The organism is Planomonospora sp. ID91781 (assembly GCF_015711595.1).
GTDB lineage: Bacteria > Actinomycetota > Actinomycetes > Streptosporangiales > Streptosporangiaceae > Planomonospora > Planomonospora parontospora.
Genome location: NZ_JABTEY010000002.1, coordinates 1,599,873 through 1,615,877, shown reverse-complemented (window position 1 = coordinate 1,615,877; position 16,005 = coordinate 1,599,873). Strand labels below are relative to the sequence as shown.

The 16,005-nt window shown below is 73.2% G+C and carries 14 protein-coding genes; 9 read left to right on the top strand and 5 right to left on the bottom strand.

The genetic code is table 11. The features are described 5' to 3' along the window. Positions 1–374 precede the first annotated feature (374 nt). On the top strand, positions 375–1,058 hold the full coding sequence (locus HS048_RS26490) for a hypothetical protein (protein WP_153054129.1): 684 nt from the start codon (positions 375–377) through the stop codon (positions 1,056–1,058). A 14-nt stretch (positions 1,059–1,072) separates the two neighbouring features. After that, complete coding sequence (locus HS048_RS26485) at positions 1,073–4,063, top strand: AAA family ATPase (protein WP_230881892.1); 2,991 nt, start codon at positions 1,073–1,075, stop codon at positions 4,061–4,063. Between the two features lie 44 nt (positions 4,064–4,107). Here HS048_RS26485 and HS048_RS26480 read toward each other — a convergent pair whose 3' ends face one another. Together HS048_RS26480 and HS048_RS26475 are read right to left on the bottom strand one after the other, a co-directional pair. Continuing rightward, positions 4,108–4,344 carry a DUF397 domain-containing protein gene (locus HS048_RS26480; protein ID WP_373868869.1) on the bottom strand — a complete coding sequence of 79 codons (237 nt, stop codon included), beginning with the start codon at positions 4,342–4,344 and terminating at the stop codon, positions 4,108–4,110. Between the two features lie 28 nt (positions 4,345–4,372). Continuing rightward, positions 4,373–5,188 carry a helix-turn-helix transcriptional regulator gene (locus HS048_RS26475; RefSeq protein WP_196469000.1) on the bottom strand — a complete coding sequence of 272 codons (816 nt, stop codon included), beginning with the start codon at positions 5,186–5,188 and terminating at the stop codon, positions 4,373–4,375. A 190-nt stretch (positions 5,189–5,378) separates the two neighbouring features. Here HS048_RS26475 and HS048_RS26470 point away from each other — a divergent pair, with 190 nt between their 5' ends. Together HS048_RS26470 and HS048_RS26465 are read left to right on the top strand one after the other, a co-directional pair. Continuing rightward, positions 5,379–5,786, top strand: a complete 408-nt coding sequence (locus HS048_RS26470) for an ATP-binding protein (RefSeq protein ID WP_196468999.1) — start codon at positions 5,379–5,381, stop codon at positions 5,784–5,786. A 209-nt stretch (positions 5,787–5,995) separates the two neighbouring features. Further along, entirely contained in the window at positions 5,996–7,822 is a 1,827-nt protein-coding gene (locus HS048_RS26465; RefSeq protein ID WP_196468998.1) for a M14 family zinc carboxypeptidase, read from the top strand. A gap of 70 nt (positions 7,823–7,892) precedes the next feature. Here HS048_RS26465 and HS048_RS26460 read toward each other — a convergent pair whose 3' ends face one another. Next, a complete protein-coding gene (locus HS048_RS26460; RefSeq protein ID WP_068895708.1) occupies positions 7,893–8,702 on the bottom strand; it encodes a class I SAM-dependent methyltransferase in 810 nt (269 codons plus the stop codon). A 170-nt stretch (positions 8,703–8,872) separates the two neighbouring features. Between HS048_RS26460 and HS048_RS26455 the strand changes: the two genes are divergently transcribed. Then, positions 8,873–9,196, top strand: coding sequence for a hypothetical protein (locus tag HS048_RS26455; RefSeq protein WP_068895706.1), 324 nt, complete (start codon positions 8,873–8,875; stop codon positions 9,194–9,196). Positions 9,197–9,549: 353 nt separating this feature from the next. Here HS048_RS26455 and HS048_RS26450 read toward each other — a convergent pair whose 3' ends face one another. Further along, positions 9,550–11,085 (bottom strand): aldehyde dehydrogenase family protein, encoded by a 1,536-nt coding sequence (locus HS048_RS26450; protein WP_068895704.1) that lies wholly within the window; start codon positions 11,083–11,085, stop codon positions 9,550–9,552. A gap of 143 nt (positions 11,086–11,228) precedes the next feature. On the opposite strand from HS048_RS26450, the gene HS048_RS26445 reads away from it, so the two are divergent. Continuing rightward, a complete protein-coding gene (locus tag HS048_RS26445; RefSeq protein WP_068895702.1) occupies positions 11,229–11,504 on the top strand; it encodes a hypothetical protein in 276 nt (91 codons plus the stop codon). Positions 11,505–11,532: 28 nt separating this feature from the next. On the opposite strand, the gene HS048_RS26440 is transcribed toward HS048_RS26445, so the two are convergent. Then, complete coding sequence (locus HS048_RS26440; RefSeq protein ID WP_068895700.1) at positions 11,533–11,967, bottom strand: cupin domain-containing protein; 435 nt, start codon at positions 11,965–11,967, stop codon at positions 11,533–11,535. Between the two features lie 227 nt (positions 11,968–12,194). Between HS048_RS26440 and HS048_RS26435 the strand changes: the two genes are divergently transcribed. The 3 genes from HS048_RS26435 to HS048_RS26425 are packed head-to-tail and all read left to right on the top strand — an operon-like array spanning position 12,195 to position 15,990. After that, a complete protein-coding gene (locus HS048_RS26435; protein WP_196468997.1) occupies positions 12,195–13,493 on the top strand; it encodes an SWIM zinc finger family protein in 1,299 nt (432 codons plus the stop codon). Beyond that, a complete protein-coding gene (locus tag HS048_RS26430) occupies positions 13,490–14,926 on the top strand; it encodes a DUF5691 domain-containing protein (RefSeq protein WP_307832650.1) in 1,437 nt (478 codons plus the stop codon). The genes HS048_RS26435 and HS048_RS26430 overlap by 4 nt, the downstream gene beginning before the upstream one ends. Further along, complete coding sequence (locus HS048_RS26425) at positions 14,923–15,990, top strand: AAA family ATPase (RefSeq protein WP_068895698.1); 1,068 nt, start codon at positions 14,923–14,925, stop codon at positions 15,988–15,990. The genes HS048_RS26430 and HS048_RS26425 overlap by 4 nt, the downstream gene beginning before the upstream one ends. Positions 15,991–16,005 lie beyond the last annotated feature (15 nt).

Genomic DNA, 16,005 nt, shown 5'->3' with positions numbered 1-16,005 from the left:
CGAGAAATCACCGAGGACGCCGGAACCGCCGCTCTCCGGGAGCGTGGACCCGCGCCGTCCGGCACAGTCCAAGATCGCACAACCGGAGCCGTGTCCGGGCGCCACCCCCGGCGGAGCCCTCGTGAAGCACTCGTGAAGCACTGGCCCTCGGCGGTCCTCCGGGGCCGGTGCCCTGCGAGCCGCCCGCGACGACGTGGTCGTGCGCCGGGGATACGCCCGTTATAACCACTCCGCCGACACTCCGTAACAAATAGAGCCGATCCATCACCAAGATTTGGTCAAGATTTCCAAGATTGCCGACCAGAGAATGGGAGGGATACTCAAAAAACGGGCACGAATCTCTTGCCGACCCGCAAAGCGGAGGTACAGCCCTGGTGCGAAGTTCAAGGGCGCGGCTCGCCGCGACACCGGTGGCGCTCGTCGCCGCCCTGGCCGCAGGATGCGCAAGTCCCGAGTTCACCTACGTCCACGACGGCGACGGCCGGACCTACTTCAAGGTCCCGGCCGTCTGGCGGCAGATCGACCAGAAGACCCTGGACGCGGCCCTGGAGCGGAGCGACCCCGAGTCGGCCACCGCGCGGGTCCGCAAGCAGCTCGTCTGGTCGATCGCCTACGACGCCCACGCCGAGCCCGCCGTCCAGCACCTGTACGGCCTGGGCCCCTCCGACGAGCCCTTCGTCTTCGCCCGGGTCGCCAAACTGCTGCCCTCCGAGCTCGACGAGCTCTCCCTGAACGGCATGCGCGACGTGATCCTGCCCGTCTCCGAGGAGGTGCGCGCCCGGGCGGAGCAGATCCCCGGCTACCCGCTGACCGGCTTCGAGCTCCTGGCCGACGAGGTGCTCCACCCCGGCGACGGGGTGCGCGGGGTGCACGTGCGGTTCAACTACGCCGTGCAGGGCGCGGGGGTGCAGACCTTCGACCTCACCTCCTACCTGAGCGAGGACGGGCAGCGGCTCTCCACGATGCTGGTCCGCTGCTCGGCGGCGTGCTACCGCGAGCGCGCCGCGGAACTCGACAGGGTCACCCAGTCCTTCAAGGTCAAGCGAGCCATCGGGTGAGGAGCAGCCCGCCTATGGAGATGAAGCCGCCCCCGTCCCCGCACCCCGAGGGCCTGCGCCCGCCCGGCACCGGCCCGACCGATCCGCGCGCCGAGACCCGCAAGCGCATGCCGCTGTGGGACCGGATCAAGTTCGTCCTCGTCCTGACGGTCGTCTACCTCGTCCTGGTCTGGAACCAGATGGCGGCCAACGAGGGCAACATGACGTTCCAGGAGGGGACGCTCAACGTCGCGTACGAGGCTCCGTGGATCTTCTGGCTGCTCGGCGCCGAGCTGCTGCGGCAGCTGCACTTCCTGGTCAGCGAGCGCTCCGCCGGCTACCACCGGTTCTGGACCCGCGGCGTGTTCGGCGGCTTCGAGCGCTGGAGCCACCGCCGCTTCTCCGACTGGAACCGCTTCCGGATGGCCCGCGCCATCAAGTGGCTGTTCTGGATCGCGGTGCTGGCGCTCGTCCTCGGCGAGGTGCTGGACACCTCGCCGGCCATCGCGCTCTTCCAGGCCCCCGCGCTGCTCTGGCAGGCGCTGCCGTACGTCGCGCAGCTGGCCTTCGCGTTCTTCTTCATCGCCTTCCAGTTCATCGGCCTGTTCTGGCTGCTGTCTCGGGGCGGGGTGGAGACCTACTTCCCCGACGACATCACGACCCGCTTCTCCGACGTCTGGGGCCAGGACCACGTGGTCGAGCGGGTCAAGGAGAACATCGTCTTCCTGGAGCGGCCGGACGAGATCGAGGAGCGCGGCGGCTACGTGCCCAGCGGCCTGCTGCTGTGGGGGCCGCCGGGCACCGGCAAGACCCTGATGGCCGAGGCGGTGGCGGGGGAGACCGGCAAGCCGTACGTGTTCGTCGACCCCGGCGCCTTCGTCAACATGTTCATGGGCATCGGCATCCTGAAGGTGAAGTCGCTCTTCCGCAAGCTCCGCAAGCTCTCCCTGCGCTACGGCGGCGTGATCGTCTTCTTCGACGAGGCCGACTCCCTCGGCCGGCGCGGCTCCCTGGCCCAGCAGGGACCGCGGGGCGGCCCCGGCTTCTCCCCGCACTCCGGCGGCTGCCACGGCTTCGGCTACCTGTCGGAGGACACCCGGTGGCTGCTCCACCGGGCGGGCTCCCGCGCCGGTACGGCGGAGCCGGAGACCGGCCGCAACCGCTTCTTCATGGGCGGGAACATGGGCGGCGGCGGCGACCCCGGCACCCTGCAGGCGCTGCTGACCGAGCTGTCCGGCCTGAAGAAGCCGCGCGGCATCGTCAACCGGCACGTCCGGCGGCTGCTCGGCATGCGGCCCAAGCCGCCGCCGAAGTACCGGATCCTCGTCATGATGGCCACCAACATGCCCAACTCGCTGGACGAGGCGCTGCTGCGTCCGGGCCGCATCGACCGCATCTACAAGGTCGGCTACCCCTCCAAGGCGGGCCGGGTCCGCACCTACCGGGGCTACTTCGACAAGGTCCGGCACGAGCTGACCGACGAGCAGCTGGACAAGCTGGCCACCATCACGCCCTACGCCACCGGCGCCACGATCAAGGACCTGGTCAACGAGTCGCTGATCACCGCGATCCGGGACGGCCGGGAGGTCATCACCTGGTCCGACGTGACCCGGGCCAAGCGGCTCAAGCAGCTCGGCCCGCCCGAGGACGTGGAGTACATCGAGCGCGAGCGGCACGCGGTGGCCGTGCACGAGGCGTGCCACGCGGTGGCCGCCTACCGGACCCGCTACCACCTCGAGATCGACATCGCCACGATCGAGAAGGGCGCCGACTACCTCGGCATGGTCGCGAGCATCAAGCCCGAGGACCAGTTCACCCGGTGGAAGTCCGAGCACGAGGCCGACATCATGGTCTCGCTCGCCTCGCTGGCGGGGGAGCGGATGTTCTTCGCCGAGGACAACTCCTCCGGCGTCTCGGGGGACCTGTACTCGGCCACCTACCTCACCGCGCTGATGGAGGCGCACTGGGGGATGGGCCGCGGGGTCACGTCGGTGCCCGCCCTGCAGGAGCTGGAGATCATGGGCGGCAAGTCCCTGCCGAAGCCCGGCGGGGCCGGCGGCGCCCGGCCGGCGGGCGGCGGGAAGGGGATCAAGGTCCCGGACGTCCTCGGCGAGCGCATCGAGTACAACCTGGTGCGGCTGCTGGAGCGGACCGAGGAACTGCTGCGGGAGCACCGGCGGGAGGTCCTCTGCCTCGCCCACGCGCTGGAGACGGACAAGACGCTGAACGGCGACGACGTGGTGGCGGTCCTGGAGCAGCGCCGGGGGCCGCTGGTCGACGGCTCGGTCTACGCCTCGGACGACTTCTACGCCGAGATCGAGGAGTACCACCTGGAGGCGGCCCGGGCGCACCGCGAGCACAGCCGCGTGGCACGCGATCTGCCCGTCCCGGCGGTCGTGCCCCGGCTCGAACCCGCCGCGCTGGTCCAGGGCGCGATCGTGACGGGCAACGGCCACGGCTCCCCGGCCGTCGCCGGGACCGCTCCGGCGGGACCCGAGTTCGTGCCGTGGGCGGAGGACCGCCCGGAGCCCTCACCGACACCGTCGGCGCCGCCGGCATCCGGTCCGGTGCGGCCCGGCGGAGCGGAGCCGCGGCGAGACGGGAAGCCGCGGTACGGGGCGGGGGAGCCGCCGGAGGAGCACGCGGCCGGAGAGGTCCGCAAGGGCCCGAAGCGGCGGCGGGGGCTGCGGCGGTTCGCGGTGGTCGCCGCCAGCCTGGTCGCGCTGGCCGCGTTCACGCTGCTCGGCGCGGACGCCCTCACCGGCGGGAGGATCAGCACGGCGGCGGGCCTGGCCGGTGAGGCGGGGCGGGGCGCCTCCATGGCGGCGTTCGCCGCGGCGGTGATCGCCTGCGTGCTGGCGGGGATCGCCTTCCTGGCGGTCCGGGCCGTCCAGGCCGCCCGGGCCAGGGCGGAGACGGAGCGCGACCGGGCGGTGGAGCGGGCCCAGCTCCTGGCCGCCGCGCTCGATCCGGAGACCGCGATGCGCGTGCTGGGCTACGACGGCGGCGACCGCAGGCCGGGCTGAAAAAGGCCCCGGGGGAACCGGAGTCCGGTTCCCCCGGGGATATGTCAGTCGAACTCGCCGGCCTTCACGCCTCCGACGAAGGCGTCCCACTCGCTCTGGGTGAACGCCAGCGCCGGACCGTTCGGGTCCTTGGAGTCGCGCACGAGGTAGAGCTCATCGGCCTCGGCCTTGTGCGCGGCCAGGGCCGGGTCACCGGGCACGACGGCCACTTCCACGCAGTCGCCTCCGGTGCTGAGACTGCTCTTGCGCCACATGACGCGGGACGGATCCACAGTGGACACCCGCATTTCTCCTCTTCGTATCGGTTCTTCACAACTCTTTCGCCACCTGGGCGATGAAGGCCGCCGACGCCTCGGTGCCGAAGGCCATCGCTGTCAGGCTTCCGAACATCAGGGTGTACCGGCGCACCTCCTCCGGATCCTCCGGAACGAGCCCGCTCGCGGCCTGCTCCAGGTAGACCAGGTCGGGATCTTCGGGCTCGGGGAAGCTGAGCAGGCAGAACTTGCCGTCGACCGCGGCGTGCGCCCCCGCGGAGAACGGGATCACCCGGATCTCCACGTTGGGCAGCCTGCCGAGGTCGACCAGCCGCTCCAGCTGCTCGCGCATCACCTCGCGGCCGCCTACCCGGCGCCGGAGGACCGCCTCGTCGAGCACCGCGACGAGCTGGATCGGGTCACTCGAGCCGTGCAGCAACCGCTGGCGCGAGATGCGCACGGAGACCTTCTCATCCACTTCGGAGGGGGTGTGGGTGATGGAGGTCGCCTCGATGACGGCACGGGCGTACGGCTCGGTCTGCATCAGGCCGGGAACGACGAGCGGTTCGTAGGACCGCACGACCGAGGCCTCGGCCTCCAGCCCGATGTAGGAGTCGAAACCGGGCTTGAGGGCCTGGCGGTGGCGGTGCCACCATCCCCGCTGCCGGGCCTCCCTGGCCATCTGGACCAGGGAGTCGCGCTCCTGCCCGGTCACGCCGTACACGGTGGTGAGGGCCGCCACGTCCGTCGGCTTGGGACGGGTCAGGCCCGTCTCGTACCTCCAGATGGTGGTGTCGGTGGAGCCGATCCGTTCGGCCACCTCCACCCGTGACAGGCCGCTGTTCTCTCGCAGACGGTTCAGCTCGGCCATCAGGCGGCGATGCCGGGCGGTGGGACTTCTCCGGGACGCCACACCCGAACCTCCGATCTGCCGGCGGTAGAAACTGTGGAATTTCAATATGAGCTGTTGCAGTCCTTGATAGAAAGGTTCACCGTGAGTGAGTGTGCCATCCCAGAGCGGCGTCCGCATGGGAATGCATCCACCGGGGAATGAGGCGATCATGACGACCGGGCAGCAGACCGTTCCACCCCGATCCACGGTCACCCTCCATGGCGTGCCGGAGTCCGTGGCCCTGGCCCGGCGCCGCGTCAGGGAGCTGCTGGGCGAGTCCCATCCGGCCTGTGACGACGTGACGCTGCTCGTCAGCGAGGTCGTCACCAACTCGGTGGTCCACTCCGGCTCGGGCGGCGGGGGACGGGTGGCGATGACGGTGGCGGTGGGTCCGGACGCCGTGCTGGTGGAGGTGAGCGACGCCGGCTCGGGGCACTCGGCGCCGCACGTGCGCAACGAGCCCGAGGCGGAGAGCGGGCGCGGCATGTTCCTGGTCGACCTGCTGGCCGCCCGCTGGGGGATCCGGGAGGGCGACCCGCAGGGGCTCAGGACCCTCTGGTTCGAGGTCGCCTTCTGAGTCCCGGCGCCTTCCGGGCTGCGGCGCTTTCCGGCTGCGCGCCTTCCGGGCGCCGGGGGTCCGGGCGCCCGGGGTCCCCGGCCGCCGGGATCCGGCGGCCATAACTCCCGCATGATGTGGTGTTTGGGTCTTTGCTAACCGGCCGACTTGCCTGACCCTCGGTTCAGACGCGTGACAACCCCCCGACAACGCGTCTGAGGAGGATACGGGTGAGACGCCGTCTGACCGTCGGGATCGCCGCCCTGGCGCTGCTGTGCCTCGGCGCGACCGGGGTGGGAGCCTCCGCCGAGCCGCCGCCCAACAGCCGGTACAAGGTCGAGGGTCCGAGCGACTCCCGGCAGCGCAGCGCGGTCGCGGCCACCGGTGCCGCGATCGACCAGGTCGACCCCGCCTCGGTCGTGGTCACCGCGACCGAGGCCGAGGTCGCCGAGATCGAGAGGCTCGGCTACACCGTCACGAAGCTCGAGGCGCCCGCGCCGCCGCCGAAGTCGCTGGCCGACTTCCCGCCGGCCGACTCGGCGTACCACAACTACGCCGAGATGACCGCGGCGGTGAACAAGATCGTCGCCGACCATCCGACCATCGCCAGGAAGATCAGCTACGGCACCTCGTACGAGGGCCGCGACCTGATCGCCGTGAAGATCAGCGACAACGTCGCCACCGACGAGGCCGAGCCCGAGGTGCTGTTCACCCACCACCAGCACGCCCGGGAGCACCTGACCGTCGAGATGGCGCTGCACATCATGAACATGCTCACCGACGGCTACGGCGGCGACAGCCGCATCACGAACCTGGTGAACGGCCGCGAGATCTGGATCATGCCGGACCTCAACCCCGACGGCGGCGAGTACGACATCGCGACCGGCTCCTACCGCTCCTGGCGGAAGAACCGGCAGCCCAACTCCGGCTCGTCCTACGTCGGCACCGACCTGAACCGCAACTGGGCCTTCCAGTGGGGCTGCTGCGGCGGCTCCTCCGGCTCGGCGTCCAGCGACACCTACCGCGGACCCTCGGCCGCCTCCGCCCCCGAGGTCAGGGCGGTCGCCGACTGGGTGAACAGCCGGGTCGTCGGCGGCGTGCAGCAGATCAGGTCGCACATCGACTGGCACACCTACGGCGAGCTGATCCTGTGGCCGTACGGCTACACCTACAACGACACCGCGCCCGGGCTCACCCAGGACGACCACGACGCCTTCGAGGCACTGGGCCGGAACATGGCCTCCACCAACGGCTACACCCCCCAGCAGGCGAGCGACCTCTACATCACCGACGGCTCGATCGACGACTGGATGTGGGGCGTCCACAAGATCTTCAGCTATACCTTCGAGATGTACCCGACGAGCGCGTCGCCGGGCTTCTACCCGCCCGACGAGCAGATCGGCCCGCAGACGACCCGGAACAGGGAGGCGGTCCTGCGCTTCCTGGAGTACTCCGACTGCGTCTACCGGATCACCGGCAAGGAGGCGCAGTACTGCTCCTCCGGCCCGCCGCCGACGGCGGTCTACTCCGACGACTTCGAGACGGCGACCGGCTGGACGGCGAACCCGTCCGGCACCGACACCGCCACCTCCGGCCAGTGGGAGCGCGGTGACCCGGCGGCCACCTCCTCCAGCGGGACCAAGCAGCTCGGCACCACGGTCAGCGGCGTCAACGACCTGGTCACCGGCCGCCTGGCGGGCTCCTCGGCCGGCGCCTACGACATCGACGGCGGCGTCACGAGCATCCGCTCACCGGAGATCGCCCTGCCGAGCGGCGGGACGCTGAACCTGTCGCTGTCGTGGTACCTGGCGCACGGCTCCAACTCCTCCAGCGCCGACTACCTGAGGGTGAAGGTCGTCGGCCCGTCCGGGACGACCCAGGTGTTCCAGCAGCTCGGCGCGGCCACCGACCGCGACGGCGCGTGGGCGACGGCGACGGCGGACATCTCCGCCTTCGCCGGGCAGACCGTGCGGATCCTCGTCGAGGCGGCCGACGCCTCGGGAGCCTCCCTGGTGGAGGCCGGCGTCGACAACGTGAGGATCACCCAGGGATCCTGACCTCCGCCCCGGTGCGCGGCCGCCGCCCCGCGGCCGCGCACCCCGGCGCTCCGCCGGGCCTGACGGAGGGTCAGGCCCGGCAGACCAGCTCCCCGTGGAGCAGCGACAGCCAGCCGTCCGGCGCGGCGGCCCAGGTCCGCCAGCCCGCGGAGACGCGGTGCAGCCGCTCCTCGGTCGCGGCGCCCGACTCGAGGGCCTGGCGGGCCATGTCGGACTTCAGGATCCGCTCGGCCCACATGCCGCCCCACCACTCCCGGTCCTCCGGCGTCGCGAAGCACCAGGTGGAGGAGGTGGCGGTGATGTCGGTGAAGCCGGCGGCGCGGGCCCACGACAGCAGTCTGCGCCCCGCGTCCGGCTCGCCCCCGTTGGCCCGGGCGACCTGCTGGTAGAGGTCCAGCCACTCGTCCAGCTCGGGCAGCTCGGGGAACCAGGTGAAGGCGGCGTAGTCGCTGTCGCGGACCGCGACGATCCCGCCCGGCCGGCAGACCCGCCGCATCTCCTTCAGCGCCTGGACCGGGTCGCCCACGTGCTGCAGCACCTGGTGGGCGTGGACGACGTCGAAGGAGTCGTCGGGGAAGTCCAGCGCGTGCACGTCGGCCACGGCGAACCCGATGCCGGCCGTACCCCGCCGCTCCGCCTCGGCGCGGGCCAGGCCGAGCGCCTCGGCGGTGACCTCGGCGGCGGTGACGGCGCCCGGCGCGACCCGCTCGGCCAGGTCCGCGGTGATGGTGCCGGGACCGCAGCCGACGTCCAGCAGCGACATCCCCGGTGACAGGTGGGGGAGCAGGTACGCCGCGGAGTTCTCCGCGGTGCGCCAGCGGTGGGAGCGCAGCACCGACTCGTGGTGCCCGTGGGTGTAGACGGCGTCCTTCGTGGCCATGACCACTCCTTCGATCGAGTGGATCAACCGTAGCACCTGTCTCAATAAATGAGAGGTATCGTCTCAATAAGTGAGAAAGAGCGAATCGATATCGCTGTCTACTTGCCCTTATGGGGGAAAGAGGGCAAGACTCGAATGGGTCGTCACCGTCACCAACGGGGGTGGTTCACGTGCGCGACGAGTTCACCACGCATGAGGTGTGGTCGCTGGAGTGCCAGTGCTGCGGGCGCGTCTGGCAGGAGGAGTACGCCGTCCGCCACACGGCGGACGAGCGCGGCCACGAGGCCGTGATCTGGACCCAGGCGGGGGAGCCGGTCCAGCCCCCGTGGTCGGGGGTGGACTGCCCCGGTTGCGGAGCCTCCAAGGTGAGCGCCTTCCCGCAGGGGGGACGCCTGCGGCCGGCCGCCGCGCGGGTGGACGCGGGCTTCGGTCGCCCGCCGGTGGAGACGCTGTACTCCCCCGTCCCGCGCAAGCCGCCCGTCCCGCTCTACTGACCGCCTCCGGGGCGGCCGCGCCGACCGCCTCCCGGGCCGCTCCGGCCGGTCCGGGAGTGCCTCCGGCCGGTCCGGGAGTGCTCTGCCCGGAGGCCGGTCCGGGAGCTGCGATCACCGGGGGCGGGTCTCGCGGGTGGCGGTGGATCCGCGGGGGCCGCGCCGCAGCACGCGGCCCCCGCGGTCGGGACGACCCCGTCGGGGTCGCCCTCTGAGGGCATGCCGCGATCATGATGGGGGGAACCCCGCGAAACGGTAAAGACCTCGCGGAACGTCACGGCCGGGCCCCGGTCACCGGCCCGCGCAGGCCCGACGGCCCCACCCGTCCTCGGGCTTCCCGCGGGCCGGAGCGGGGGTCAAAGGCGGAAGCCCGGGTCGGGGACGATCTCGGCGACGTCCATCTGGGCCTTCTGCAGGCGGCCGGAGTAGTCCCAGTTCATCGCCTGCCAGCGGGTGAACTGGTCGAGCACCCACACGCCCGACTGGCGGCTGCCGTTGCCCGACTTGCCGTTCCCGCCGAAGGGCAGGTGCGCCTCGGCTCCCGAGGTGGAGTTGTTGACGCTGACCATGCCCGCGCCGACGCCCGCGCGGAACCGGAAGGCCGCCTTCGGGTCGGTGGTGTAGATCGACGACGAGAGCCCGTACCCGGGCCGGTTGGCCAGCGCGATCGCCTCCTCCAGCGTGCCGAAGGAGGTCACGCCCACGATAGGGCCGAACGTCTCCTCCAGGAAGAGCCGGTCGCCGGCGCGCACGCCGTCCACGACCACCGGGTGGTAGTAGAGGCCGCCGGAGCCGGTGAAGCCGCCCCGGGGGTTCTCCGGCGTGATCCGGCCGACCGGGCCGGAGACGACCGTGTGGTGCGGCTCGATCCAGCCGAGGTACTCCTCGTAGCGCTCGGCGAACCTGTGGTCCAGCAGCGGCCCGCAGAGCACCTCCCCGGCCGGGTCGCCGATCTCCGCCCCGGCCACGGCCGCCGTGTATCGGGCGAGGAACTCGCCGTGCACGCTCTCGTGCACGATCACCGTCCCGAGCGACGTGCAGCGCTGCCCGGCCGTGCCGAACCCGGCGAACAGCGCGCCCTCCACCGCCAGGTCCAGGTCGGCGTCCGGCATGACGACCATCGGGTTCTTGCCGCCCAGCTCCAGGCACGGCGACTGCAGATGACGCCCGCACAGCTCGCCGATCCTCCTGCCGACCCCGCTGGAACCGGTGAACCCGACCTTGTGCACCGTGCCCTCCTCCAGGGCGGTCTCCAGCCCCGCGAAGGTCTGCTCACCGTCGGCCAGGACGAGGTTCAGCACGCCGTCCGGGAGCCCCGCCGCGGCCAGCAGCCGGTAGAGCGCGTGCGCGGAGGCCGCGGCGTACTCGGCGGGCTTCCACACCACGGCGTTGCCGCACAGCAGCGCCGGGACCAGGTACCACGACGGCACCGCGACCGGGAAGTTCCCCGCGGTGACCACCGCCGCCACCCCGACGGGGACCCGGAAGGTGAACAGGCTCTTGTCCGGCATCTCCGAGGGGACGGTCTGCCCGTAGAGCCGCCGCCCCTCGCCCAGGAAGAAGTCGCAGGTGTCGACGATCTCCCGGACCTCGCCCAGCGCCTCGGCGTACGGCTTGCCGATCTCCCGGGTGACCAGCCGGGCCAGCGCCTCGGCGTTGGCCTCCACCAGCCGCCCGACCGAGGCGATCACCCGTCCCCGCACCGGCGCGGGCACCCGCGCCCACTCCGCCTGCGCGGCCGCGGCGGTACGGCAGGCGGCGGCGAACGCGCCGGCGTCGGCCAGGTGGACGCGCGCGACGACCTCGTCCACCCGGGAGGGGTTGATCGAGTCGTAGGCCGCGCCGCCGGTGGCTTCCTTGCCGCCGACGACGGAGAAGATGTCGAGGGTCACCGTTGACCTCCTTCTTAGGGCGTGTGCCCGCATTCTCCCCGTACTCCGGCGGCCCGTCACCTCCGCTCCGGCCGGGCGCGGAAACCGGAACGGGGCGGGAGCCGCGGAGTTAACGGCGGGGCCGTCCGGGCAGCGAAAGGGCCATGAGCCTGACAAGAGACGACCACAGCGTCGAGATCGGCGGCCACACGGTCTCGGTGACGGGCGGCACCGGACCGGTCCACGCCACCTGGGTGCTCCTGATCGACGGCCGGGAGGCCGACCGCGCCAGGGCGGCAGGGGACTTCACCCTCCGCGGCGAGCTGCCCGACGGCTCGGCGGTGCGCGCGGCGGTGCACCAGAGCCTGGTCGGGCCCACCGAGGTCGTCGTCCACCACGGCGACGAAGAGGTCGCGCGCTTCAGGGGCTTCGTCGCCTGAGCGGGGGAACCGCGCCGTCTCCGGCGCGTCAGTCCGCCATGCGGAAGTCGGCGAAGTCGAAGCCGGGGGAGACGACGCAGCTCACCAGCACGCCCTGGTCCCCGGCGGGGCGGGCGGCCTGCCAGGTGCCGCCGGGGACCAGGGCCTGCGGGACCTGGCCGTCCTCCACCCCCGGGCCGAGCGTCACCGTGCGGACCGGCTGGCCTTCGTGACCGCCCAGGACCAGGGTCAGCGGCCCGCCCCGGTGCCAGAGCCACACCTCGTCGGAGCGGACCACGTGCGGGCGCGACTCCTCGCCGGGCTCCAGCAGGAAGTAGATCCCGGTGGCGGTGGCGCGCGGCCCGCCGTACCCGGGCGGGGCGAGGTCGCAGGAGGTGCGCCAGGTCTCCCGGAACCAGCCGCCCTCGGGATGGGGCAGCAGGTCCAGGGCCTCGGCGAGCGGAGGGCGGGAAGACGTCGTCACCGCACCGATCCTAGGCCGTCGCCGCCCCGGTCCCGGAGGACGGACGGGACCGGGGCCGGGCACGCCCGGGACGGGCAGGCGGCGGTGAGGGCGTCCGGGACGGGCACGCGGCGGGGAGTGCGGCGGTGAGGGCGTCCGGGACGGGCACGCGGCGGGAAGCGCGGCGGTGAGGGCGTCCGGAACCATGATCGGAGGTTTTGTCGGGGCGCCCCGATAGCGTGCGGCACGTGATCGAACGGTGGAACCGGGACCAGGTGCTCGCGCTCGCGCCCGACGCCCCGTCCCAGAAGGCGGCCCAGGGGGTCTCCTCGCCCGGCAAGTGGTCGGGCGTCGGAGTCACCGCCGACGCGGTGTGGGGCGAGTGCAAGGGCAGCGGCTCCAAACCCTACCGGGCCTGCGTCGACCTGACCGAGCCCGCCTACAAGTGCACCTGCCCGAGCAGGAAGTTCCCGTGCAAGCACGCCCTCGGCCTGCTGCTGCTCTGGTCGGCCGGCGGCGTCCCGGACGCCGCCGAGCCCGCCGACTGGACGGCCGAGTGGCTGGACCAGCGCCGTGCCCGCGCGGCCAGGCCCGCCCGCGCCGAGCGGAGCGACCCGGCTCCCGATCCGAAGCGGGCCGGGCAGCGCGAGCAGCGGGTCGCGGCCGGCCTGGAGGAGCTGGAGCGCTGGCTGGCCGACCAGGTCAGACAGGGACTGGCGGGGGCACGGCGGCACGACCAGTGGGACGGGCTGGTCAAGCGCCTGGTCGACGCGCAGGCCCCCGGGGTCGCGGGGACAGTCTCCCGCCTCGGCTCCGTCCTGACGGCCGAGGACTGGCCCGCCCGCCTCCTCGGCGAATACTCCCTGATCCACCTCCTGCTCACCGCCCACCGGCGCGCGGTCCCCGAGGGGGCGCCGGACGCGCTCGGCGCGGGGCTGCGGCAGACCGTGCGCACGCGGATCGGCTTCCCCGTCGCCAAGGAGGAGGTGCTCGCCGGCGAGACGGTCCGCGACCGGTGGGACGTGCTCGGGCGGCGCGACGAGGAGCAGGACCGGCTGACCACGCGGCGGGTGTGGCTGCGCGGCAGGACGACCGGCAGGGCCGCGCTCGTGCTCTCCTTCGCCCCCGCCGGGCAGGCGCTGGACGCCTCCCTGGTCACCGGCACCACGATGGACGCCGGCCTGGCGTTCTACCCCGGCTCGGCGCCGCTCCGCGCCCTGGTCGCGGAGCGCCACGGCGCGGTCTCCGCGGGCGCGCCGCCCGGCTCCTCCCTGGAGGAGGCCCTCGCGGAGGTGGCGGCGGCCCTGGCGGGTGATCCCTGGCTCGACTCGTGGCCGCTCGTGCTCGACCGGGTGGCCCCGGTGCGGGACGGCGGGTGGCTGCTCGGCGGCCCGGACGGCGGGCTCCCGCTGCACCCGTCGGCGGGCGTGCCCTGGCGGCTACTCGCCGTCTCGGGCGGGCACCCGCTGACCGTCGCCGCCGAGTGGACCCCGCGCGGCCTGCTGCCGCTCGCCGCCTGGAACGAGGAAGGGCTGGTCGTGCTGTGAGCACTCCCGCGAACACACCGCTGAGCACCCCCGCGACCGGCGTCGCGACCTCCTGGGAGGAGCTGGTCTCCACCGCCCTCGTCGGCACCGACCGCAGGCCGCCGCCCGGCGCGGCGGACCCGGCGGCGGAGCTGCTGGCGCAGGCCGCGGTGCACACCGTGCGGGCCCGCGCCGGGCGGCGGCCCCGCCCCGGGGAGCCGCTGGAGCCCGCCCCGGCCGAGGAGCAGCCCGCCGTCCCGCGCGCCGCGGGCGACCGGCTGGCCCGGATCCTCGGCGGCGAGCAGGGCAGACTGCTCACCGAGTGGCTGCGGACCGCCGCCGGGCTCGGCCGCCGGGTCCCGGCGCACCTGCTGCCCGACCTGCTGGACCACGCCGCCCGCGACCGCTCGATCCGGCCCTACGCCGCCGTCCTCGCCGGGCGGCGGGGCCGCTGGCTGGCCCGGCTCAACCCGGCCTGGGACTTCCTGGACCAGGAGGCCGGGGCGGCCCGGCCGAGGCCGGAGGAGTGGGAGCTGGGCACACCCGGTGACCGCCGCGCCCACCTGGCCGCGCTGCGGGCCGCCGACCCCGCCGCCGCCCGCGAACTGCTCGCGGCGGCCTGGGAGAAGGAGACCCCCGACGACCGGGCGGCCTTCCTGGAGATCTTCGCCGACGGGCTCGGTCCCGAGGACGAGCCGTTCCTGGAGGCCGCGCTCGACGACCGCCGCCGCGAGGTCCGGCACCAGGCCGCCGACCTGCTCACCCGGCTGCCGGACTCCCGGCTGGCGCGGCGCATGGCCGAGCGGGCCGCCCGCTGCTTCACCGCGGCGGGCCGCCGGATCCTGGTCGACCCGCCGGAGGAGTGCGACGCCGCGATGGAGCGCGACGGCATCCGGTCCCGGCCGCCGCACGGCACCGGCGCCAGGAGCTGGTGGCTGCAGCAGCTGGTGGCCCGCACCCCGCTGCGGGTGTGGCCCGCCCTGCTCGGCCGCCCGCCGGGCGAGCTGGTCCGCGCGAAGATCCCCGACTGGGAGCGGGAGGTCACCGCCGGATGGGTCAGGGCGACCGTGCTCCAGCTCGATTCCGAATGGGCGCGGGAGCTGTTCGCCAGGGACCCGCTCGCCGACCTGCTGGCCGTACTGCCCCGCGAGGAGCAGGAGGCCGTGGCCGCCGGGTTCGTCCGGGGCCACGGCCTGGACGGGCAGCTCATCATGGTCCTCGGCGGCGCCGCCGCCCCCTGGGGGCCCGCACTGACCCGGGCCGTGCTGCAGAAGATCATCGACCTGTCCGGCACCCAGCCGTGGAACGTCGGCGAGCTGGCCAGGCTGGCCGGCGAGCGCGCCGACCCCGCCCTGCACGGCCTGGCCGAGCGCCTCTCGCTCGAACCCCCCATCCAGGAGGTCGCCGCCCTCCTGCGTTTCCGTGACGACATGCTGAAGGAGCTCATCCCATGACGACGGTGCTGCGCGCCCACGCCGAGGACCAGTACGCCGAGGAGCTGGCGGTGCTGGCCAAGGACGACGACCGGGCCAGGCCGCCGGGCTGGAAGCTGTCGCCGTGGGCGGTGACCACCTACATCCTCGGAGACGGCGACCGGATCACCCCGAAGTACATCGGGCCCCGCCGCATCGTGGAGGTGGCGGTGGCGACGCTGGCCACCGACCGGGCGCTGCTGCTGCTCGGCGTGCCCGGCACCGCCAAGACCTGGCTCTCGGAGCACCTGGCCGCCGCGGTCAGCGGTGACTCCACGCTGCTCGTCCAGGGCACGGCGGGCACCGCCGAGGAGGCGATCCGCTACGGCTGGAACTACGCCCGGCTGCTGGCCGAGGGCCCGTCCCGGGACGCGCTCACCCCGAGCCCGGTGATGCGCGCGATGGCCGAGGGACGGATCGCCCGCGTCGAGGAGCTGACCCGGATGCCCTCCGACGTGCAGGACGCGCTGATCACCGTGCTGTCGGAGAAGACGCTGCCGATCCCGGAGCTGAACGAGGAGGTCCAGGCCGCGCGCGGGTTCAACGTCATCGCCACCGCCAACGACCGTGACCGCGGCGTCAACGACCTGTCCAGCGCGCTGCGCCGCAGGTTCAACACCGTGGTGCTGCCGGTGCCGGCCACCGCCGAGGAGGAGGTGGACATCGTCTCCCGCCGGGTGGAGCAGCTCGGCCGCTCCCTGGAGCTGCCCGAGACGCTGACCGGCCTGGAGGAGATCCGCCGCGTCGTCACGGTCTTCCGGGAGCTGCGGACCGGCGTCACCGAGGACGGCCGGACCAAGGTCAAGTCGCCCAGCGGCACCCTCAGCACCGCCGAGGCGATCTCCGTCATCACCAACGGCATCGCCCTGGCCGCCCACTTCGGCGACGGCGTGCTCCGCCCCTCGGACGTGGCCGCCGGGATCGCCGGAGCGGTGGTCCAGGACCCGGTCTCCGACCGCGTCGTCTGGCGCGAGTACCTCGAGACCGTCGTCCGGGAGCGCCAGGACTGGCGCGACTTCTACCGGGCGTGCCGTGACGCGGGCTGAGCCGCGGCCCCTCCC

Excerpts from the sequence above, each read along its gene's own strand:
- HS048_RS26485 (WP_230881892.1), top strand. The coding sequence starts at position 1,073 with ATGGAGATGAAGCCGCCCCCGTCCCCGCACCCCGAGGGCCTGCGCCCG.
- HS048_RS26475 (WP_196469000.1), bottom strand. The coding sequence starts at position 5,188 with ATGGCCGAGCTGAACCGTCTGCGAGAGAACAGCGGCCTGTCACGGGTG.
- HS048_RS26470 (WP_196468999.1), top strand. The coding sequence starts at position 5,379 with ATGACGACCGGGCAGCAGACCGTTCCACCCCGATCCACGGTCACCCTC.
- HS048_RS26460 (WP_068895708.1), bottom strand. The coding sequence starts at position 8,702 with ATGGCCACGAAGGACGCCGTCTACACCCACGGGCACCACGAGTCGGTG.
- HS048_RS26445 (WP_068895702.1), top strand. The coding sequence starts at position 11,229 with ATGAGCCTGACAAGAGACGACCACAGCGTCGAGATCGGCGGCCACACG.
- HS048_RS26425 (WP_068895698.1), top strand. The coding sequence starts at position 14,923 with ATGACGACGGTGCTGCGCGCCCACGCCGAGGACCAGTACGCCGAGGAG.